Below are 17,313 nucleotides of genomic sequence, written 5' to 3'. Positions count from 1 at the left end.
GGCCTCACCCGAACAGGTCGAGGTCGACGCCGCGCGTGCGCGCGGCGCGCTGCAGCGCGTCCGCCTCGTCGATGCCCACGGCGAGGTAGACGTGCAGCGCGTCGGCGTCGTCGCGCACGAGGTACTCGTAGTCGGTCGTGACGATGACCTCGTCGACCGCGTCGAGGTAGCTCCAGCGCACCCGGACGAGCGAGATCCGGTCGGTGAGCGCGCTGACGGCGAGGATCTCGGGCAGCGCGGACTCGAGCCCGAGGCGTCGGTAGAGCGGGTACGACGACGCGAGCCCGGCGGCCATGTCGGCGCGGCTCTCGAGCGCGCCCGCGAAGTCGTCGGTGACGATCATGCCGGGCAGGCCCCATAGCCGGGCGGTCGCCTCGGCGTCGAACTCCCGCAGCGCCGCGGCGTACTCGTCGAAGAACTCGGCGAGCCGCTCCTCCTCGATGCCCATGTCGCCCTCGATCCCCTCGTCGCCGTGCGGTGATGCGTGCGGTGATGCGTGATGCGCCTGCCCCGACCGTACGCCGACGTCGGTGCGCACGCGACCCCGACGCGCCTCCGCGCGCGACCTCGACGCGTGTCCACAGACTCCTCGCGTTCTCGACGCCACGTCGGATGCCGCCGCTAGACTCGACCGATTGCGACGTGGCGAACGGGGCGGAGGCGGCGCGGTGGCGGGAATCACGGTCGAGGGGGTCGCACGCTCGTTCGGCGAGGTGGAGGCGGTGCGGCACGCGAGCTTCTCGGTCGCCCCGCGTCAGGTGGCCGGCCTCATCGGGCCGAACGGCGCCGGCAAGACCACGCTGCTCCTCATGCTCGCGACGCTCCTCGCGCCCGACGCGGGCTCCATCCGCATCGCCGGGCACGACCCGGTCACCGAACCCCGTCAGGTGCGTGCGCGCATCGGCTGGATGCCCGACACCCTCGGCTCCTGGCCCGCCCTCACCGTGCGCGACGCGCTCGCGACGAGCGCCCGCATGTACGGCATGTCGAGGGAAGCGGCATCCGCTCGCGCCGCGCAGCTCATCGACCTCGTCGACCTCGCGCCGCTCGCCGACCGGCCCACGCGCGTGCTCTCGCGCGGGCAGAAGCAGCGCCTGAGCCTCGGCCGCGCGCTCGTGCACGATCCCGAGGTGCTGTTGCTCGACGAGCCGGCGTCGGGACTCGACCCGGGCGCGCGCGTCGCGCTGCGCGACCTCGTGCGTCGCCTGGCGGGCCAGGGCAGGACGGTGCTCGTGTCGAGCCACGTGCTCGCCGAGCTCGAGGAGATGGCCGACACCGCCGTGTACGTCGCCGACGGCGTGACCGCCGCGGCCGACGCCGTCGCCGCCGCCGGACGCACGGCGCGGCAGTGGCGGCTCCGGGCGCTGCATCCCGAGCGGCTCCGCGAGGCGCTCATCGCGGCGGGCTTCGGCACCGTCGCGCACGTGGACCACCTCGGCGCCATCGTGCCGCTCGCGAGCGAGGCGGATGCCGCGCAGCTGCTCGCGCACCTCGTGAGCGTGGGCGTGCCGGTCTCGTCCTTCGCACCCGCCGTCGGCGACCTCGAGCACGTGTTCCTCGACCTCAACCGCGCCGGGGCGCCGCCGGCGGCATCCGCCCCCGACCCGGCGGCGCGCATCGACGGCGAGGCCCGCCCATGAGCGCCGCACCCGGGACGACGCCGGTGCAGGCTCGTCCGGCCGACCCGAGCCCCGACGACGGCTTCTTCGCCGGCATGTGGCTCGTCGTGACGCTCGACCTCAAGCAGCGCGTTCGCGGCGTGGCCTGGTACGTGCTGCTCGGCGTGTTCGTGCTGCTCGTGACGATCGTCACCGGGCTGCTCGTGCTCGCGACCAACGCGTGGGACGACGGCGGCGGCGGCGTGTTCTCGACGATCGTCTTCTTCGTGCTGCTGCTCGGCACGCTCGTCTCCCCCGCGCTCAGCGGCAACGCGATCAACGGCGAGCGCGACGCCGGCACCCTCGCGACCACGCAGGTCACGCTCATCACCACGGCGCAGCTCGTGGTCGGCAAGTGGATCGCGGCGTGGCTCACGGCGCTGGCGTTCCTCGCGGCATCCGTGCCGTTCCTCGTCTTCGCGGTCGCGCTCGGGCAGGTCTCGGCCGCCACGATCATGGTCTCGGTCCTGGTGCTCGCGATCGAGCTCGGCGTCATCGCCGCGATCGGCGTGGGGCTCTCGGGCGTGCTCACGAAGCCGCTCTTCTCCGTCGCGGTGACCTATCTCGTCGTCGCGGCGCTCAGCATCGGCACGCTCATCGCGTTCGGCCTCGGCGGCACCGCCATCCAGACGACCGTGCGGCAGACCTACATCGGCGTCGATTGGCAGGCGCTCGAGCAGGACGGACCGCCGCCGGCCGGCAGCCTGGCGCCGTGCCTCCCGCCCGTCATCCGCGAGTACCCGACGCCGCGGTTCGACCTCGTCTGGGGCTTCCTCGCCGCCAATCCCTACGTCGTGCTGGCGGATGCCGCGCCGGGCACGTTCGACGAGTACGGCAGTCCGCGCGACCTCTTCGGATGGATCGCGGTCGGCGTGCGCTCGGCGCAGCATGCGCCCGAGACCGACGTGCTCATCGACGACTGCGCGACCTGGCGCCCGTCGGGCGAGTACGTCCAGCGCGACACCGAGACGCCGCAGGAGATCCACGACCGTTCAGTGCCCTCGTGGTTCGTGGGCCTCACGATCCAGGCGCTGCTCGGCGGCGGGGCGCTGTTCTGGGCGTGGCGGCGCACCGAGGTGCCGGCGCGGCGCCTGCCTGCCGGGAGCCGGGTGGCGTAGACGGCCTCGGGAGCCGGCTCAGGCGGGCCTCGATGCGTCGTGCCCCGCCGCGTCGCCCGCGATCGCGGCGAGCACCTCTGCCAGGTCGGAGCCGGCGCGCAGGAGCGCGACCGAGCGCGCGGCGATGCCGTCCAAGCGCACCTGCAGGATGCGGTCGGCCTCGCCGAGCCCGTCGGCATGCCCGAGCGCACCCATGAGCTCCCGCACTGCGGGGATGCCGTACCCGGCGCGCCGCAGGGCGGCGACGATCCTCGCCTCTCGCACGGCGTGAGGCGCGTAGTGCCGGGCCCGGAGCGACGTGATCCGGTCGGGGTGCACGAGCCCCTCCTGCTCCCAGAAGCGCAGCGTCGACGTGCGCACGTCGAGCGCCCCGGCGAGCTCGGTGATCGACAGGGCGTCGCGATCCTCCGCCGCCGGTGGCGGAGGCGAGTGCGTCGACCCGGCCTCGGCCCTGATCGCGGCGAGCGCCCGCCGCGCCTGCAGCACCTCGTCGCGCTGGCGCGCAAGCCGCACGTGGACGTCGCCGATCGCAGCCGCGGCATCCGGCATCGACTGCCGCCACACGCCGGCGAGCACCTGCCGCGCGACCACCGGGCCGGCCGCGAACGCGAGCGCACGATAGGCGCGGAGTGCGACCACGTGCATCGGACCGTAGGCGCGATAGCCGTTGCCCGCCCGCGCTGCAGGCGGGATGACGCCGAGTCGCTCGAGGTCGCGCACCTGCTGCAGCGAATAGCCCGACGCCCGAGCGACGTCGGCGGTGCGCAGCGGATGCCGCTCCACGTCCCCTCCCGTCGAACCCCACAGATGCACTTCAAGCACATGCTTGAACCATGAGCATGCAGCAGATCATCGACCAGATGCAAGGCCTCGACGGGGCCCTCGTCGTGGTGCCCGGGCCCGGCGACGGCACGCCCGAGCTCGCGTGGGGCGACGCGTTCTTCTACTACGCCCCCGACGGGCGGATGCCGCAGCACACCCAGCCCTACGGCACGATCGTCACGAAGGACTACCCCGACGACACCGCGTCCGACCTCGGCCCCGTCGGCCGGTGGCGCGTGAACGTGCACGTCGACCGCGCGACGTTCATCGAGCTCACGGGCGAGGAGCCGAGGCGTCTCGAGCGGTCGCGGGACTTCGCCGCGGCCGACGTCGTCAACCCGCATCCCGTGTACGGCGCGCTCGGCTGGGTCTGCGTCGTCGTCCCCGGCGAGCGCACGATGGAGACCGTGCTCGGGTTCCTCCGCCGCGCGCACGACGCGGCGCGCGCCCGAGTCGAGCGACGGGCAGGCGCCTAACCCGCCGACGCGGTGTCGACCGCGGTGTCGGCGGTTGCGGCCTCGGCCGCGCGCACCTCGTCCTCGAGTCCGCGCACGGCGTGGCGCAGCGCGCGCTCGGCGTCGAGCCCCTGCGCCCGGGCGGAGGCCACGAGCGCGAGCAGCGTCGCCCCGAGCTCCGCCTCCGTGGCGGGCTCCGGCCGCGTGGCGGCATCCGGCGCTGCGGCACCGGTCGAGCCCGTGGCATCCGTCGACCCCGCGGCATCCGTCGAGCCCGCGGCATCCGGAACCGACGCGACCGCGACCCCGACGCCCACCTTCGCGGCCTTGCCGAGCACCTTCTGCGCGAGGGCGAGCGCGGGCATGCCGCGCGGGATGCCGTCGAGCACGCTCGTGCGGTGCGGCTTCTCGCCGGCCTTCAGCTCGTCCCAGAAGCCCACGACGTCGTCGGCCGTCTCGGCCGTGCGGTCGCCGCCGAACACGTGCGGATGCCGCGACACCATCTTCGCGGTCATGTGCGCCGCGACGTCCTCGATGTCGAAGTCCTCGCCGGGCGTGTGCGCGGCGATGTCGGCGTGGAAGAGCACCTGGTAGAGCACGTCGCCGAGCTCCTCGATCATCTCGGCGCGATCGCCCGACTCGATCGCGTCGATGAGCTCCCAGCTCTCCTCGACGAGGTACTGCACGAGGCTCTCGTGCGTCTGGTCGGCGTCCCACGGGCACCCGCCCGGCGCGCGCAGCTGCGCGACGATCGCGACGAGTTCCTCGAGGCGCGGGTGTTCGGCGCTCATCCGGCCAGCATAGGCGTCAGTGCAGGAAGACGAGCAGCACGCCCACGGCGATGAAGAGCAGGCCGAAGACCACGTCGACGATGCGCTGCCCGCGGGCCGACCGGGTGAACCGGCGCATGCCGTGCGCGGCGAGGGCGAAGAACCCCCACATCACGATGACGTCGACGACGACGACGGTCGCCGCCACGACGACGTACTGCGGGAGCAGGGGCAGGCTCGGGCGGATGAACTGCGGCAGGAACGCGAGGAAGAACACGATCGCCTTTGGGTTCAGCAGGTTCACCCACAGGCCGCGACGGAACATCGACCAGCGCGACTCGGCCGGCGGGCGCACCGCCGCGGCATCCGGCGCGACCTCGACCGTGGCGAACGCCTCGGATCCTTCCGAGGCGCGAGACGTACCCGACGGTCCTGAGGAGCCGGATGCCTCGGACGACTCGGATGCCTCGGGCGCATCGGCCGCCTCGGATGCCGCGGCCCGCTCGGCGGGCTCGACCGCGACCGGCCGCCGGAGCAGCTGCCGCACGCCGAGGTAGACGAGGTAGGCGGCGCCCGCGTACCGGATGACGTCGAACGCGACGGGCGAGCTCGCCACGAGCACGCCCACGCCGAGGGCGACGATCGCGATGTGCACGACGAGCGCGGCCTGCTGGCCGAGGATGCCCCAGATGGAGCGGCGGAACCCGTGGCTCAGCGAGTTGCCCATGGTGTTGATCGCGCCCGCCCCGGGCGTGAAGCTGATGACGAAGCACGCGGCGAGCAGCGTGATCCAGAGCGAGAACGACACCGCCACAGCGTAGCCCGGCCGGCGTCGCTAGACTCGCCCACGGAGAGCCGGGAAGCCTGGTCGGCCGACGCGACGGCGTCGAAACCGTTCACCGACCGGCGAATCACCTCGCCAGACAGGGGCTCCCATGTCGTTCCTCCGCTCCGAGCGCGTGGCCGCGGCGCTGCTGCTCGCCGCCGCCGTGCTCGGCCTCCTCATCGCGAACCTGCCGTTCGGGGCATCCATCATCGCGATGAAGGACGCGCACCTCGAGATCCCGTTCCTGCGCGTCGACCTCTCGACCGGGCACTGGATCACCGACGGCCTGCTCGCGATCTTCTTCTTCATCGTCGCGGTCGAGCTGAAGCGCGAGCTCGTGATCGGCGAGCTCAACTCGCTGTCGAAGGCCATGCTGCCCGCCATCGCCGCGATCGGCGGCGTCGTCGTGCCGGCGGCGATCTACGTCGCGTTCACGGCGGGTGGCCAGACGGTCGACGGCTGGCCCATCCCCACCGCCACCGACATCGCCTTCGCGCTGGGCGTGCTCGCGGTGTTCGGCCGGTTCATCCCGACGCGCGTGCGGGTCTTCCTGCTCGCACTCGCCGTGCTCGACGACCTCATCGCGATCCTCATCATCGCGTTCTTCTTCACGACCGACGCCGACCTGTCGTACCTCGGGTTCGCGGGCATCTCGATCGCGCTCTTCGGTGCGGTGAGCCGGCTCATGAAGCCGCGCTCGGCGTGGATCCTCTCGCGGCGACCGCAGTGGCCGATCAACGTGCTGCTCGTCGTGCTGGCGGTGCTCGCCTGGTACTTCACCTACCGGTCGGGCGTGCACGCGACGATCGCGGGCGTCGCGCTCGGCCTGGTGATGTCGCGGCGACCGGCCGGCCGGGCCGCGCACGCGCTCGAGCCCTGGTCGAACGGCGTGATCCTGCCGCTCTTCGCCTTCTCGGCGGCCCTGGTCGCCGTGCCGCAGGTCTCCCCGAGCCAGCTCGACCCGGCGTTCTGGGGCATCCTCGTGGGCCTGCCCGTCGGCAAGCTCGTCGGCATCGTCGCGGCCGGGCTGCTCGGCGCCTCGGCCGTGCGGCGACGCACCGGCGCGCCGCTCACGTTCGCCGACCTCGGCGTCGTCGGCGCGCTCGGGGGCATCGGGTTCACGGTCTCGCTGCTCATGAACGAGCTCGCGTTCGCGCAGCTGCCCGGCGTGCGCGACGAGGGCACGCTCGCCGTGCTGCTCGGCTCGGGCATCGCGATCGTCCTGTCGGCGATCGTCGTGACGCTGCGTTCCCGCCACTACCGACGACTCGGCGGGCCCGCGGGCATGGGCGGTCCGTTCGCGCACTGACGGCACGCCGACGCGGCCGCCTCGCGGGTCAGGACCGTGGCGTGAATCGGAGCGGAAGCCGCACGGGACCGGTGTTGCCCGAGACCGGGAGCCATTCGCCGGGACCATCGGCGGAGACATCCGTCAGCCGTCGTGCCAGCAACGGGAGCGCCACGCTCATGTCCGTGCGCGCCACGAAGTGCCCGAGGCAGTGGTGCGCGCCGCCGCCGAAGCCGCTGTGCAGCGGGCGATCGTCGTACGTGATGTCGAACGGCACGTGGTCGCCCATCGCCCTGGGATCGGTGCCGATCGCGTGCGAGAGCACCTGCACGATCCCGCCCTTCGGCACGTGCAGGCCGTTGAAGTCGACGTCGTCGATCGCCTCACGCGTGACCCAGGTGACCGTGGGGTTGACCCGCATGACCTCTTCGACGGCCCGTGCGCCGAGGTCGGGTCGTTCGGCGAGCAGCGCCCATTGCTCGGGGTGCGCGAGGAAGGTCTGCATCGCGAGGCCGAGCTGGTTTCGGGTCGTCTCCATGCCCGCGAACGCGAGGAACACCAGTGCCGAACTGAGCTCCCGACGGCTCAACGCGTCGCCCTCCTCGTGGGCGGCGACGAGCGTCGTCACGAGGTCGTCGCGTGGATGGGCCCGACGGTCGGCGATCACCTCCTCGACGTAGCCGGTGAGGCCCTCGAGCGCCGACTCGATCCGAGGAAGGTCGTGACGCACGTTGATGCCGAACGACTTGCCGAGGTCGTCGGCCCAGTGGGCGACCTGCGGCCATTCCTCGTCGGGCAGTCCGAGCAGCAGGCAGAGGATGCGGGACGAGTAGGGCTCGGCGAACTCGCTCACGAACTCGACCGTGCCCTGTGGAGCGAAGGCGTCGATGAGGTCGTTCGCGAGCGCCTGGAACTGCGGTCGCATCGCCTCGATGGCCTTGCTGCGGAAGGCCGGCCCCAGCAGCCGGCGCAGCCTGAGGTGGTCGTCGCCCTCGATGCTCAGCAGCGTCTCCTGCCACCATTCACGCCAGGGTCCGTCGTGGATGCCGTTCTGGTCGGGCCAGCGACCGTTGCCCTGCTGGAACCGCCGGTCCTTCAGGAGCGCGGTGCCCTCCTCGTAGCGCAGGACGGCCCATCCGTACGGGGTCCGGGCGTACCAGCTGTCGTCCTGCGCGCGATGCACGGCATCGGAGGTGACGTCGAAGGTCGTGTCGGCGAGGTCGAGGAAGGGCGCATCGGTCACAGGCGGAGTCTATGCCGCGAGAAGTGACGACGACGCTCGAGCCCTGCACGGGCACAGGCGTCGACCCCGGTCGAAGCGTCTTCGCCGCGACTCGTGACGACGACGCTCGCGCCGTGCGCCGGCACGGCGTCGGGCCCGCGGGCCGACGCGAGCGGATGCCGCGACTCAGCCCGCGGCCGCGGCCGTCGCGCCCGCGGCATCCACCTGGCCCGCTGCCGGCTCGGGTGCCGGGAAGATCGCCGTCACGAGCTTCGACACCCACTCGATGAGCTCGGCGTCTTCAGGGAGCTCGCCCCCGGGCATCGGGAACGGCACGAGGATCACGTCGTTCTGCGCGAAGTGCTTGGCGCCCGGGTACAGGCGCTCGAGGCGCACGCGCCGGGAGTCGGGGATCTTCGCCGGCGCGATGCGCAGCTTCGAGCCCGTGGCGATGACGTCGGAGAGCCCCGCGAGCTGTGCCGTGCGCCGCAGCCGCGAGATCGCGACGAGGTGCTTGACCGCCTCGGGCGGCGCGCCGTAGCGGTCGACGAGCTCGTCGAGCACCGCGTCGATCTGCGCCTCCTTCGCCGCCGGGCCGCTCGCGGCCGACAGCTTCTGGTAGGCCTCGAGCCGCAGCCGCTCGGAGTCGACGTACTCCTCGGGGATGTGCGCGTCGACCGGCAGCTCGAGCCGGAGCTCGGTCTGGCCCTCGGCGACGTCGCCGCGGAACGCCGACACCGCCTCGCCGATCATGCGCAGGTAGAGGTCGAAGCCGACGCCCGCGATGTGGCCCGCCTGCTCGGCGCCGAGCAGGTTGCCCGCGCCGCGGATCTCGAGGTCCTTCAGGGCGATCTGCATGCCGCCGCCGAGCTCGTTGTTCGCGGCGATGGTGGAGAGCCGGTCGTGCGCCGTCTCGGACAGCGGCTTGGCCGGGTCGTAGAGGAAGTACGCGTAGGCGCGCTCGCGGCCACGGCCGACGCGGCCGCGCAGCTGGTGCAGCTGGGAGAGGCCGTACTTGTCGGCGCGGTCGATGATGATCGTGTTCGCGTTCGAGATGTCGAGGCCCGTCTCGATGATCGTCGTCGACACGAGCACGTCGAACTTGCGCTCCCAGAAGTCGACGACGATCTGCTCGAGCACGTGCTCGTTGAGCTGGCCGTGCGCGACCGCGATGCGCGCCTCGGGCACGAGCTCGGCGAGCTGCGCGGCGACCCGGTTGATCGACGAGACCCGGTTGTGCACGAAGAACACCTGCCCCTCGCGGAGCATCTCGCGGCGGATCGCGGCGGCGACCTGCTGCTCGGAGTAGGGGCCCACGAACGTGAGGATCGGGTGGCGGTCTTCGGGCGGGGTGGCGAGCGTCGACATCTCGCGGATGCCGGTGACCGCCATCTCGAGCGTGCGCGGGATCGGCGTCGCGCTCATCGCGAGGATGTCGACGTTGGTCTTGAGCTTCTTCAGCTGGTCCTTGTGCTCGACGCCGAACCGCTGCTCCTCGTCGATGATGAGCAGCCCCAGGTCTTTGAACGACACCTTCTCGGTGAGGATGCGGTGCGTGCCGATGACCATGTCGACCGTGCCGTCGGCGAGCCCGGCGACGGTCTCGCGCACCTCCTTGTCGGTCTGGAACCGGCTGAGGGCGCGCACGTGCACCGGGAATCCGGCGAACCGCTCGGAGAACGTCTCGAGGTGCTGCCGCACCAGCAAAGTCGTCGGCACGAGCATCGCGACCTGCTTGCCGTCCTGGATGGCCTTGAACGCGGCGCGCACGGCGACCTCGGTCTTGCCGAAGCCGACGTCGCCGGCGAGCAGACGGTCCATGGGGATGGGCCGCTGCATGTCGGCCTTGACCTCGTCGATGGTCTGCAGCTGGTCGGGCGTCTCGGCGAACGGGAACGCCTCCTCGAGCTCGTGCTGCCACGGGGTGTCGGGCCCGAACGCGTGGCCCTTCGCGGCCATGCGCGCGGAGTAGAGCTTCACGAGCTCGACCGCGATCTCGCGCACCGCCTTGCGCGCGCGGCCCTTCGCCTGCGCCCAGTCGCTGCCGCCCATCTTCGACAGCGACGGCGCCTCGCCGCCGACGTAGCGGCTCAGCAGGTCGAGCTGGTCGGTCGGCACGAACAGGCGGTCGCCCGGCTGGCCGCGCTTCGAGGGCGCGTACTCCAGCACCAGGTACTCGCGCACGGCCGTGGGCGCCTGCTGGATGCCGGCGGTGCGACTCGGCCCGGTGGGCCGGCTGCCGGTCGCGACCTCGCGCTGCACCATCTCGACGAACCGGCCGATGCCGTGCGTCTGGTGCACGACGTGGTCGCCGGCCTTGAGCTGCAGCGGATCGACGACGTTGCGCCGCCGCGTGGCGAGCTTCTTGTTCTGCCGCGTGTCGTACCCGGCCGAGCGGCCGTAGAACTCCGCCTCGGCGATGAGCGCGAGCTTGGCCTCTGGCACCTCGAAGCCGCGCGCGGCGTCGGCCTGCACGAGGTAGGCGACGCCGGGCTCGAGGTCGGCGGGCACCGACTCGACGATGCGTGCGGCGAGCCCCGCCTCGGCGAGCACGTCGCGTGCGCGCTCGACGAGTCCATGGCCGGCGGATGCCACGACGAGGCTCCACCCGTCGCGCAGCCGCTCGGCGGCGTGGTCGATGGCGCCCGCGACGTTGCCGGCGAAGCTCGGCATCGCGTTGGCGGCCACGCGCACGTAGTCGGATGCGGCCGCAGCCGCTGCCGCCGCGGCCTCGTCGTCGCCGGATGCCGCGACGACCGCCGCGGCGTCGCCGAGGTCGAAGCCCGAGAACGTCCACCACGCGCGGCGCGGGTCGGGCTCGCCGGGCGCGCTGAACAGCGTCGCCTGGCGGAACTCGCGGACCGTGAGGAAGTCGCCCGCCGCGAGGTCGATCGGCGCCTCGGCGCCCGCCGTGGCGGCGCTCCACGCGGCGCCCAGGAACTCCCGGTTCGTCTCGGCGAGGCTCACCGCGCGACCGGTGACGCGCTCGGGCTGCAGCACGGCGACCGCGGCGCCCTCTGGCAGGTAGTGGGCGAGCGGGACGAGTCGTTCGAGCAACGCCGGGGCGAGCGACTCCATGCCCTCGACGGGGATGCCCTCCGCGATCTTCTCGAGCATGCCGGCGAGGCTCGGGAACTCGTGCACCATCTCGCGGGCGCGCTGGCGCACCGACGGCGTCAGCAGCAGCTCCCGGCTCGGCGCGAGCGCCACGCGCTCGACCGGCTCGGGCAGCGATCGCTGGTCGGCGACGGAGAACGCTCGCAGCTCCTCGACCTCGTCGCCGAAGAACTCCACGCGCACGGGGTGGTCGGCGGTCGGCGGGAACACGTCGAGGATGCCGCCGCGCACCGCGAACTCGCCGCGCCGGGCGACCATGTCGACGCGCGCGTAGGCGAGGTCGACGAGCCGCGCCGCGAGTTCGGCGAGGTCGTAGCCGCGACCGCCGGCGACGAGCTCGATCGGCGCGAGTCCGGCGAGGTTGTCGGCGAGCGGCTGCAGCGCGGCGCGCACCGACGCGACCACGACGAGCGGATGCCGCGCGCCCTCGTCGGCCCATTCGTGCATGCGGCGCAGGGCGTGCAGCCGGCGCCCGACCGTCTCGGCCGACGGGCTCAGCCGCTCGTGCGGCAGCGTCTCCCAGGCGGGGAACTCGAGGATCTCGGCGTCGTCGAGGTACGGCGCGATCGACGAGCGCACCGACTCGCCCTCGCGGCTCGTCGCCGTGACGACGAGGAGCGCGGGCGGCAGCCCCGCCTCGGCGCGCCGGGCGAGGAGCCCCGCGAGCAGGGGCGCATCGAGCCCGGCCGGTGACGAGAAGTCCGCGTTCCGCAGGGCTTCGGCGAGTGCGCCGTCGATCGTGGAGGCGCGCGAAAGCGCCGTGTTCAAGCCCTGCAGGATCACCGTACGAGTCTACGCGGGCCCTCCGACGCGGCATCCGGAGTGCGCTCCGGGCGAAACGCGTGACGCCCGCTCCCGCTAGCATGAGCGCCGGACGGAAGGACACCCTGCATGATCATCGCCGCAGCTGACGGATCCGCCCTCGGCAACCCGGGCCCCGCCGGTTGGGCCTGGTACGTCGACGACACGTGCTGGGCGGCCGGCGGCTGGCCACGTGGCACGAACAACCAGGGCGAGCTCACCGCCGTGCTCGAGCTGTTCCGCGCGACGGCGCACCTCGACGACGAGCTGCTCGTGCAGTGCGACAGCCAGTACGTGATCAACGCCGTCACGAAGTGGATGGCCGGCTGGAAGCGCAAGGGCTGGCGCAAGGCCGACGGCAAGCCGGTGCTCAACCTCGAGCTGCTGCAGGCGCTCGACGCGGCGACCCAGGGTCGCCGCTACCGGTTCGAGTGGGTGCGCGGGCACGCAGGGCATCCGGCCAACGAGGCGGCCGACGAGCGCGCCCGCGCGGTCGCGCTCGCCTACCAGCAGGGTTCCGACGTGCCGAGCGGCCCCGGGTGGACGGGCGAGTGCGAGCCGGCGACGGATGCCGCGGCACCGCGCGTCGCGGAGGCGCGCGCGCCCGCGCCCGCGGCATCCGTGACCCCTGCAGCGCCGACCGCCCCCGCCGCGACCGCGCTCGAGGACCGCGCCGCGGAGGACGCGACGCTCTTCGACTTCGACGACCCGGCCGCCGACTGGACCACGCTCTCGCTCGAGCTCACGACCGAGGAGCACATGCGGCTCGTCGAACGGGCGCGTGCCGCAGGCGTCTCACCCGAGGAGTTCCTGCGCGGACTGATCTGACCGACCGAGGGCGTCGATCACGGGGTGCTGACGGGCACGCCCGCCGCAGCGGCGAGGTCGGACGTGAACATCACGCCGGCGCCGGCGCCGGCGCCGTCGCCGTCCGCGAGGACGACATCCGCCGACCCCGCCACTGCGCCACGAGGCCCGCGGCCTGCAGCACCGCCCAGGCCAGCTCCAGTACGAGGAACACCGCGAGCAGGGCGCTCGCTCCCGAGGCCAGTGCGACGACCATCCATGCCGAGAACGCTACGCGGCCGACCGTGTCGATCGCGATGAGGTCCGTGATCGGATGACGCAGCCTGGCGATCGCCCACATCGTGACGACCGTCCCCATCATGCTGAGGAACATGAGCTCGACCGGTCCGAACTCCGGCAGCGGCGCGCCGCCGAGCCCGAGCACCGTGTGGATCCTGCGCTGGAGGTCGAGCATCGCGGTCGCGGTCCACGGCGTCGCGAACGCGACCGTCACGACGAGGTCGTAGAGCGCTCCTGCGCGCCCGAATCGGACGGGGGCGGGCCGGTTCGCGAAGAGGGCGGGGCTGACGGAGACGTGAGTCAGTGACTGGGTCATGCCGTCATCATCGACCCTGCACCGCGGTGCAGGGTCAAGTCCCCGACTTCGCTGAACCCTACGCCGGCGAGTGGAACCGCTGCTGCGCGGCCACGAGGCCGTGCTCGACGATCGCCTCGACGGCGTCCGCGGCATCCGATACGAGGTTCGGCACCGCCTGGCGCTCTGCGCTCGAGAACTCCTTGAGCACGAAGTCGGCCGAGTCCTGCCGGCCCGGCGGGCGGCCGATGCCGACCCGCACGCGCGTGAAGCCGCCGCCGTCGAGCGCCTTCGACACGTCGCGCACGCCGTTGTGGCCGCCGTGGCCGCCGCCCTGCTTGAGCCGCACGGTGTCGAACGGGATGTCGAGCTCGTCGTGCACGATGACGACGCGGTCGACCGGCAGGGAGTAGTACTTGACGAGCGCCGACACGGGGCCGCCCGACGTGTTCATGTAGCTGTTCGGCTTCGCGATGACGAGCTTGGGGCCGCCGGGACCGAGGAAGCCCTCGGCCACGCGCGACGGCGTCTTGTGCGACTTGAACGTCGCGCCGATGCGCGACGCGAGCTCGTCGGCGACGAACTGGCCGACGTTGTGCCGCGTCGCGGCGTACTGCGCGCCGGGGTTGCCGAGCCCGACCACGAGCCAGGTGTTGTCGGCCACGGAGTCGTCCTTCCGGCGGGAGCGCAGGCGGTCGAGGAGGCCCATGGGCGGCTCCTCTCGACGGCGCGGGATTCGGGGAAACGGGGCGGGGCCTGCGGCCCGCAGTCCGAGCGTACCCGGATGCGGTGCCGCAGGCCCCGTGCGCGTGCGGGCGCCGAGCGACTACTCGGCGGACTCGGCGGCAGCCTCCTCGGCGGTCTCCTCGCCCTCGACGGCCTCCTCGCCCTCGGCCTCCGCGGCCTCTGCCTCTTCGCCCAGGTCGACCTTCTGCGGGACGTGGACGTTGACGACGAGCGTCTCGGCGTCGCTCACGAGGGTCGCGCCCTTCGGGAGCTCGACGGCGCCGGCCAGGATCTGGGTGCCCTCCTCGAGGCCCTCGATCTCGACGACGATCCGCTCGGGGATGTGGGTCGCCTCGACCTCGAGCAGCAGCGTCTTCGCGTCGAGGTCGGCGATGGTGCCGGTGAACGGCTCGCCCTCGAGGTGCACGGGCACCTCGACCTGGACCTTCTCGCCGCGCTTCACGACGATGAGGTCGAGGTGCTCGATGACCTGGTGCACCGGGTCCTTCTGCACGTCCTTCACGAGGGCGAGCTGGCTCTTGCCGTCGATCTGCAGGTCGAGCACGGCGTTCGCCTTGCGGATCAGGAGGCCGACCTGGTGGCCCGGGAGGGTGAGGTGCTGCGGCGCGGTGCCGTGGCCGTAGAGCACGGCCGGGATCTGGCCGGTGGCGCGGAGCTTGCGCGCCGCACCCTTGCCGAACGTGTCGCGGGTGCCGGCTTCGACCTTGTTGTCTTCATCCATGGTGGTTCTCCTTGCGGGCTCGCGGCCCAGATGGGGGTGTCTGTCGTCTCGACTCGAACGCGCGGCATGTGACATGCGCTGATGCGTGAGGAAACAGCCGTGAAGCCTGGTTCCACCGCGTCGATCACGGATGCCCCGCCCGCCGCTCTCGCGGATGGCCGGGCCTCCCTCGCCGAAGTATGTCGATCGCCCGCGCCGCTGACGCGGGAGACCAAGGGGTGAGTCTACCAGCCCCGCTCGATGGCCGCGATCGCCCGCGCGACGACCTCGTCGACCGAGCCGACGTTGTCGACGCGGGCGCCGGCCTCGTCGGCCCCGAGCGGCTCGAGGGCCTCGAGCTGCGAGGCGAGGAGCGACACCGGCATGAAGTGGCCGGGGCGCGATCCCAGCCGGTCGGCGAGCTCGTCCGTCGGCACGACGAGCTCGATGAACGCCCCGTCGGGGCACGCCCCGCGGATGACGTCGCGGTAGCGCCGGCGCAGCGCCGAGCACGCGATGACCCGTCCGGTCTCGCCTGCGGCGAGCTCCTCTCCCACGACCCGCAGCCACGGGAGCCGGTCGACGTCGTCGAGCGGCACGCCGGCGCGCATCTTCTCGACGTTGGCGGCGGGATGCAGGTCGTCGGCGTCGACGAACGAGAGGCCTGGGAACCGGGCCGCCAGGCGCTCCGCGAGCGCGGAGCCCACCACGGACTTGCCGGCGCCGCTCGGTCCCATGACGACGAGGCGGGGCGGCGATGGCGGGGCGGTCATGCGTGGCAGGGTAGCCGAACGGCCGCGCCGGGGCATCCGCCGCCCCGCCCTCACCGCAACAGCGCGCAACGGTGAGCCGCGCTCACAGTACGCTGGTTGGCGACCCCCCGAACTCACGAGGAGAGCTTTCGTGCCTGCAAACGGATCAGCAAATATCGGCGTCGTCGGACTCGCGGTGATGGGGTCGAACCTCGCCCGCAACCTGGCCAGCCGCGAGGGCAACACCGTTGCGGTGTTCAACCGCTCCCCCGAGCGCACGCGCACGCTCACCTCCGAGCACCCCGAGGCCGGGTTCGCCGCCTCGGAGGGCTACGACGAGTTCGTCGCCTCGCTCGCCACGCCGCGCACCGCGGTCATCATGGTGCAGGCCGGCGCGGGAACCGACGCGGTCATCTCCGAGCTCGTCAAGCGCTTCGAGCCGGGCGACATCATCGTCGACGGCGGCAACGCGAACTTCCACGACACCATCCGCCGCGAGGCCGAGATCGCGCCGACCGGCATCCACTTCGTCGGCATGGGCGTCTCGGGCGGCGAGGAGGGCGCGCTGCACGGCCCGTCGCTCATGCCCGGCGGCACCGTGCAGTCCTACGAGACGCTCGGTCCGATCCTGCAGACCATCGCCGCCGTCGCACCCGACGGCGAGCCCTGCGTCACGCACGTGGGCACCGACGGCGCGGGCCACTTCGTGAAGATGGTGCACAACGGCATCGAGTACGCCGACATGCAGCTCATCGCCGAGGCCTACGACCTCATCCGCACGGGCACCGGCAAGACCCCGGCCGAGATCGCCGACGTCTTCGCCGAGTGGAACACGGGCGAGCTCGAGAGCTACCTCATCGAGATCACCGCCGAGGTGCTGCGCCAGGTCGACGCCGAGACGGGCAAGCCGCTCGTCGACGTCATCCTCGACTCGGCCGGCGCCAAGGGCACCGGCGCGTGGACCGTGCAGAACGCGCTCGAGCTCGGCGTTCCCGAGTCGGGCATCGCCGAGGCCGTGTTCGCGCGCAGCCTCTCGTCGAAGCGCGCCCAGCGCGACGCGGCCGCCGACCTGCCGGGCCCGTCGACCGAGTGGACCGTCGACGACCCCGAGGCCTTCATCGAGGACGTGCGCCAGGCGCTCTACGCGTCGAAGATCATCGCCTACTCGCAGGGATTCGACGAGATCGTCTCGGGCGCCGAGCAGTTCGGCTGGGACATCCACAAGGGCGACATCGCGAAGATCTGGCGCGCCGGGTGCATCATCCGCGCCCGCTTCCTCAACCGCATCGCCGAGGCCTACGCCGACGACCCGTCGCTCGTCGCGCTCGTCGTGGCGCCGTACTTCCGCGACGCCGTCACGAGCGCGCAGGAGAGCTGGCGCCGCGTCGTCGCGACCGCGGCGCAGGCCGGCATCCCGACCCCCGCGTTCTCGTCGTCGCTCGCGTACTACGACGCCCTGCGTGCGAAGCGCCTCCCCGCCGCCCTCATCCAGGCCCAGCGCGACTTCTTCGGCGCCCACACCTACCAGCGCATCGACAAGCCGGGCGTCTTCCACACGCTCTGGTCGGGCGACCGCTCGGAGATCGAGACGACGCCCTCGTCGCACTAGCGACCCGCGACGCGCACCTGCGACGCGCGACCGCACCGGTATCCGCC

General features: G+C 72.6%; 16 protein-coding genes. 6 read left to right on the top strand and 10 right to left on the bottom strand.

Annotated features, from left to right (window positions below; translation table 11 throughout):
• Positions 1 to 4: 4 nt before the first annotated feature.
• On the bottom strand, positions 5 to 448 hold the full coding sequence (locus tag FYC51_RS13565) for a hypothetical protein (protein ID WP_187432664.1): 444 nt from the start codon (positions 446 to 448) through the stop codon (positions 5 to 7).
• A gap of 220 nt (positions 449 to 668) precedes the next feature.
• Between FYC51_RS13565 and FYC51_RS13560 the strand changes: the two genes are divergently transcribed.
• Both FYC51_RS13560 and FYC51_RS13555 read left to right on the top strand, forming a co-directional pair.
• Complete coding sequence (locus tag FYC51_RS13560) at positions 669 to 1,640, top strand: ABC transporter ATP-binding protein (RefSeq protein WP_148734352.1); 972 nt, start codon at positions 669 to 671, stop codon at positions 1,638 to 1,640.
• Positions 1,637 to 2,776, top strand: a complete 1,140-nt coding sequence (locus FYC51_RS13555; RefSeq protein ID WP_238476386.1) for an ABC transporter permease — start codon at positions 1,637 to 1,639, stop codon at positions 2,774 to 2,776. Before FYC51_RS13560 ends, FYC51_RS13555 begins: the two co-directional genes overlap by 4 nt.
• Positions 2,777 to 2,794: 18 nt before the next feature.
• On the opposite strand, the gene FYC51_RS13550 is transcribed toward FYC51_RS13555, so the two are convergent.
• Positions 2,795 to 3,559, bottom strand: a complete 765-nt coding sequence (locus tag FYC51_RS13550; RefSeq protein WP_238476385.1) for a MerR family transcriptional regulator — start codon at positions 3,557 to 3,559, stop codon at positions 2,795 to 2,797.
• Positions 3,560 to 3,609: 50 nt separating this feature from the next.
• Between FYC51_RS13550 and FYC51_RS13545 the strand changes: the two genes are divergently transcribed.
• A complete protein-coding gene (locus FYC51_RS13545) occupies positions 3,610 to 4,074 on the top strand; it encodes a DUF6194 family protein (protein ID WP_222863282.1) in 465 nt (154 codons plus the stop codon).
• On the opposite strand, the gene FYC51_RS13540 is transcribed toward FYC51_RS13545, so the two are convergent.
• Positions 4,071 to 4,844, bottom strand: coding sequence for a nucleoside triphosphate pyrophosphohydrolase (locus FYC51_RS13540; RefSeq protein ID WP_148734351.1), 774 nt, complete (start codon positions 4,842 to 4,844; stop codon positions 4,071 to 4,073). The two genes, FYC51_RS13545 and FYC51_RS13540, sit on opposite strands and share 4 nt — an antisense overlap.
• 16 nt (positions 4,845 to 4,860) lie before the next feature.
• Entirely contained in the window at positions 4,861 to 5,631 is a 771-nt protein-coding gene (locus FYC51_RS13535) for a LysE family transporter (protein ID WP_148734350.1), read from the bottom strand.
• Between the two features lie 127 nt (positions 5,632 to 5,758).
• Here FYC51_RS13535 and FYC51_RS13530 point away from each other — a divergent pair, with 127 nt between their 5' ends.
• A complete protein-coding gene (locus FYC51_RS13530; RefSeq protein WP_148734349.1) occupies positions 5,759 to 6,958 on the top strand; it encodes a Na+/H+ antiporter NhaA in 1,200 nt (399 codons plus the stop codon).
• A 28-nt stretch (positions 6,959 to 6,986) separates the two neighbouring features.
• Here the strand turns inward: FYC51_RS13530 and FYC51_RS13525 are convergent, their stop codons facing one another.
• Complete coding sequence (locus FYC51_RS13525) at positions 6,987 to 8,180, bottom strand: cytochrome P450 (protein WP_148734348.1); 1,194 nt, start codon at positions 8,178 to 8,180, stop codon at positions 6,987 to 6,989.
• Positions 8,181 to 8,345: 165 nt separating this feature from the next.
• Positions 8,346 to 12,059: a transcription-repair coupling factor gene (mfd, locus tag FYC51_RS13520; RefSeq protein WP_148734347.1), complete on the bottom strand. Its 3,714-nt coding sequence runs from the start codon at positions 12,057 to 12,059 to the stop codon at positions 8,346 to 8,348.
• A 108-nt stretch (positions 12,060 to 12,167) separates the two neighbouring features.
• Here mfd and FYC51_RS19890 point away from each other — a divergent pair, with 108 nt between their 5' ends.
• Positions 12,168 to 12,905 (top strand): RNase H family protein, encoded by a 738-nt coding sequence (locus tag FYC51_RS19890; RefSeq protein ID WP_148734346.1) that lies wholly within the window; start codon positions 12,168 to 12,170, stop codon positions 12,903 to 12,905.
• Positions 12,906 to 12,975: 70 nt separating this feature from the next.
• On the opposite strand, the gene FYC51_RS13510 is transcribed toward FYC51_RS19890, so the two are convergent.
• The 4 genes from FYC51_RS13510 to FYC51_RS13495 form a co-directional block, all read right to left on the bottom strand.
• On the bottom strand, positions 12,976 to 13,479 hold the full coding sequence (locus FYC51_RS13510) for a hypothetical protein (RefSeq protein WP_148734345.1): 504 nt from the start codon (positions 13,477 to 13,479) through the stop codon (positions 12,976 to 12,978).
• 58 nt (positions 13,480 to 13,537) lie between these two features.
• Positions 13,538 to 14,167, bottom strand: coding sequence for an aminoacyl-tRNA hydrolase (pth, locus tag FYC51_RS13505; RefSeq protein ID WP_148734344.1), 630 nt, complete (start codon positions 14,165 to 14,167; stop codon positions 13,538 to 13,540).
• A gap of 117 nt (positions 14,168 to 14,284) precedes the next feature.
• Entirely contained in the window at positions 14,285 to 14,926 is a 642-nt protein-coding gene (locus FYC51_RS13500) for a 50S ribosomal protein L25/general stress protein Ctc (RefSeq protein ID WP_148734343.1), read from the bottom strand.
• Between the two features lie 224 nt (positions 14,927 to 15,150).
• Positions 15,151 to 15,678 carry a gluconokinase gene (locus FYC51_RS13495; RefSeq protein WP_148734342.1) on the bottom strand — a complete coding sequence of 176 codons (528 nt, stop codon included), beginning with the start codon at positions 15,676 to 15,678 and terminating at the stop codon, positions 15,151 to 15,153.
• Here FYC51_RS13495 and gndA point away from each other — a divergent pair.
• A complete protein-coding gene (gene gndA, locus FYC51_RS13490; RefSeq protein WP_420797250.1) occupies positions 15,641 to 17,266 on the top strand; it encodes an NADP-dependent phosphogluconate dehydrogenase in 1,626 nt (541 codons plus the stop codon). The two genes, FYC51_RS13495 and gndA, sit on opposite strands and share 38 nt — an antisense overlap.
• The last annotated feature ends 47 nt before the right edge of the window (positions 17,267 to 17,313 follow it).

The organism is Agromyces mariniharenae (assembly GCF_008122505.1).
GTDB lineage: Bacteria > Actinomycetota > Actinomycetes > Actinomycetales > Microbacteriaceae > Agromyces > Agromyces mariniharenae.
The sequence above is the reverse complement of the archived record's forward strand: the minus strand, read 5'-3'. Positions and strand labels throughout refer to the sequence as shown.

Coding starts and splice junctions, on each gene's coding strand:
- FYC51_RS13555 (WP_238476386.1), top strand. CDS start 1,637: ATGAGCGCCGCACCCGGGACGACGCCGGTGCAGGCTCGTCCGGCCGAC.
- FYC51_RS13495 (WP_148734342.1), bottom strand. CDS start 15,678: ATGACCGCCCCGCCATCGCCGCCCCGCCTCGTCGTCATGGGACCGAGC.
- pth (WP_148734344.1), bottom strand. CDS start 14,167: ATGGGCCTCCTCGACCGCCTGCGCTCCCGCCGGAAGGACGACTCCGTG.
- FYC51_RS13565 (WP_187432664.1), bottom strand. CDS start 448: ATGGGCATCGAGGAGGAGCGGCTCGCCGAGTTCTTCGACGAGTACGCC.
- FYC51_RS13540 (WP_148734351.1), bottom strand. CDS start 4,844: ATGAGCGCCGAACACCCGCGCCTCGAGGAACTCGTCGCGATCGTCGCG.
- FYC51_RS13510 (WP_148734345.1), bottom strand. CDS start 13,479: ATGACCCAGTCACTGACTCACGTCTCCGTCAGCCCCGCCCTCTTCGCG.
- gndA (WP_420797250.1), top strand. CDS start 15,641: ATGACGACGAGGCGGGGCGGCGATGGCGGGGCGGTCATGCGTGGCAGG.
- FYC51_RS13500 (WP_148734343.1), bottom strand. CDS start 14,926: ATGGATGAAGACAACAAGGTCGAAGCCGGCACCCGCGACACGTTCGGC.
- FYC51_RS19890 (WP_148734346.1), top strand. CDS start 12,168: ATGATCATCGCCGCAGCTGACGGATCCGCCCTCGGCAACCCGGGCCCC.
- FYC51_RS13545 (WP_222863282.1), top strand. CDS start 3,610: ATGAGCATGCAGCAGATCATCGACCAGATGCAAGGCCTCGACGGGGCC.
- FYC51_RS13530 (WP_148734349.1), top strand. CDS start 5,759: ATGTCGTTCCTCCGCTCCGAGCGCGTGGCCGCGGCGCTGCTGCTCGCC.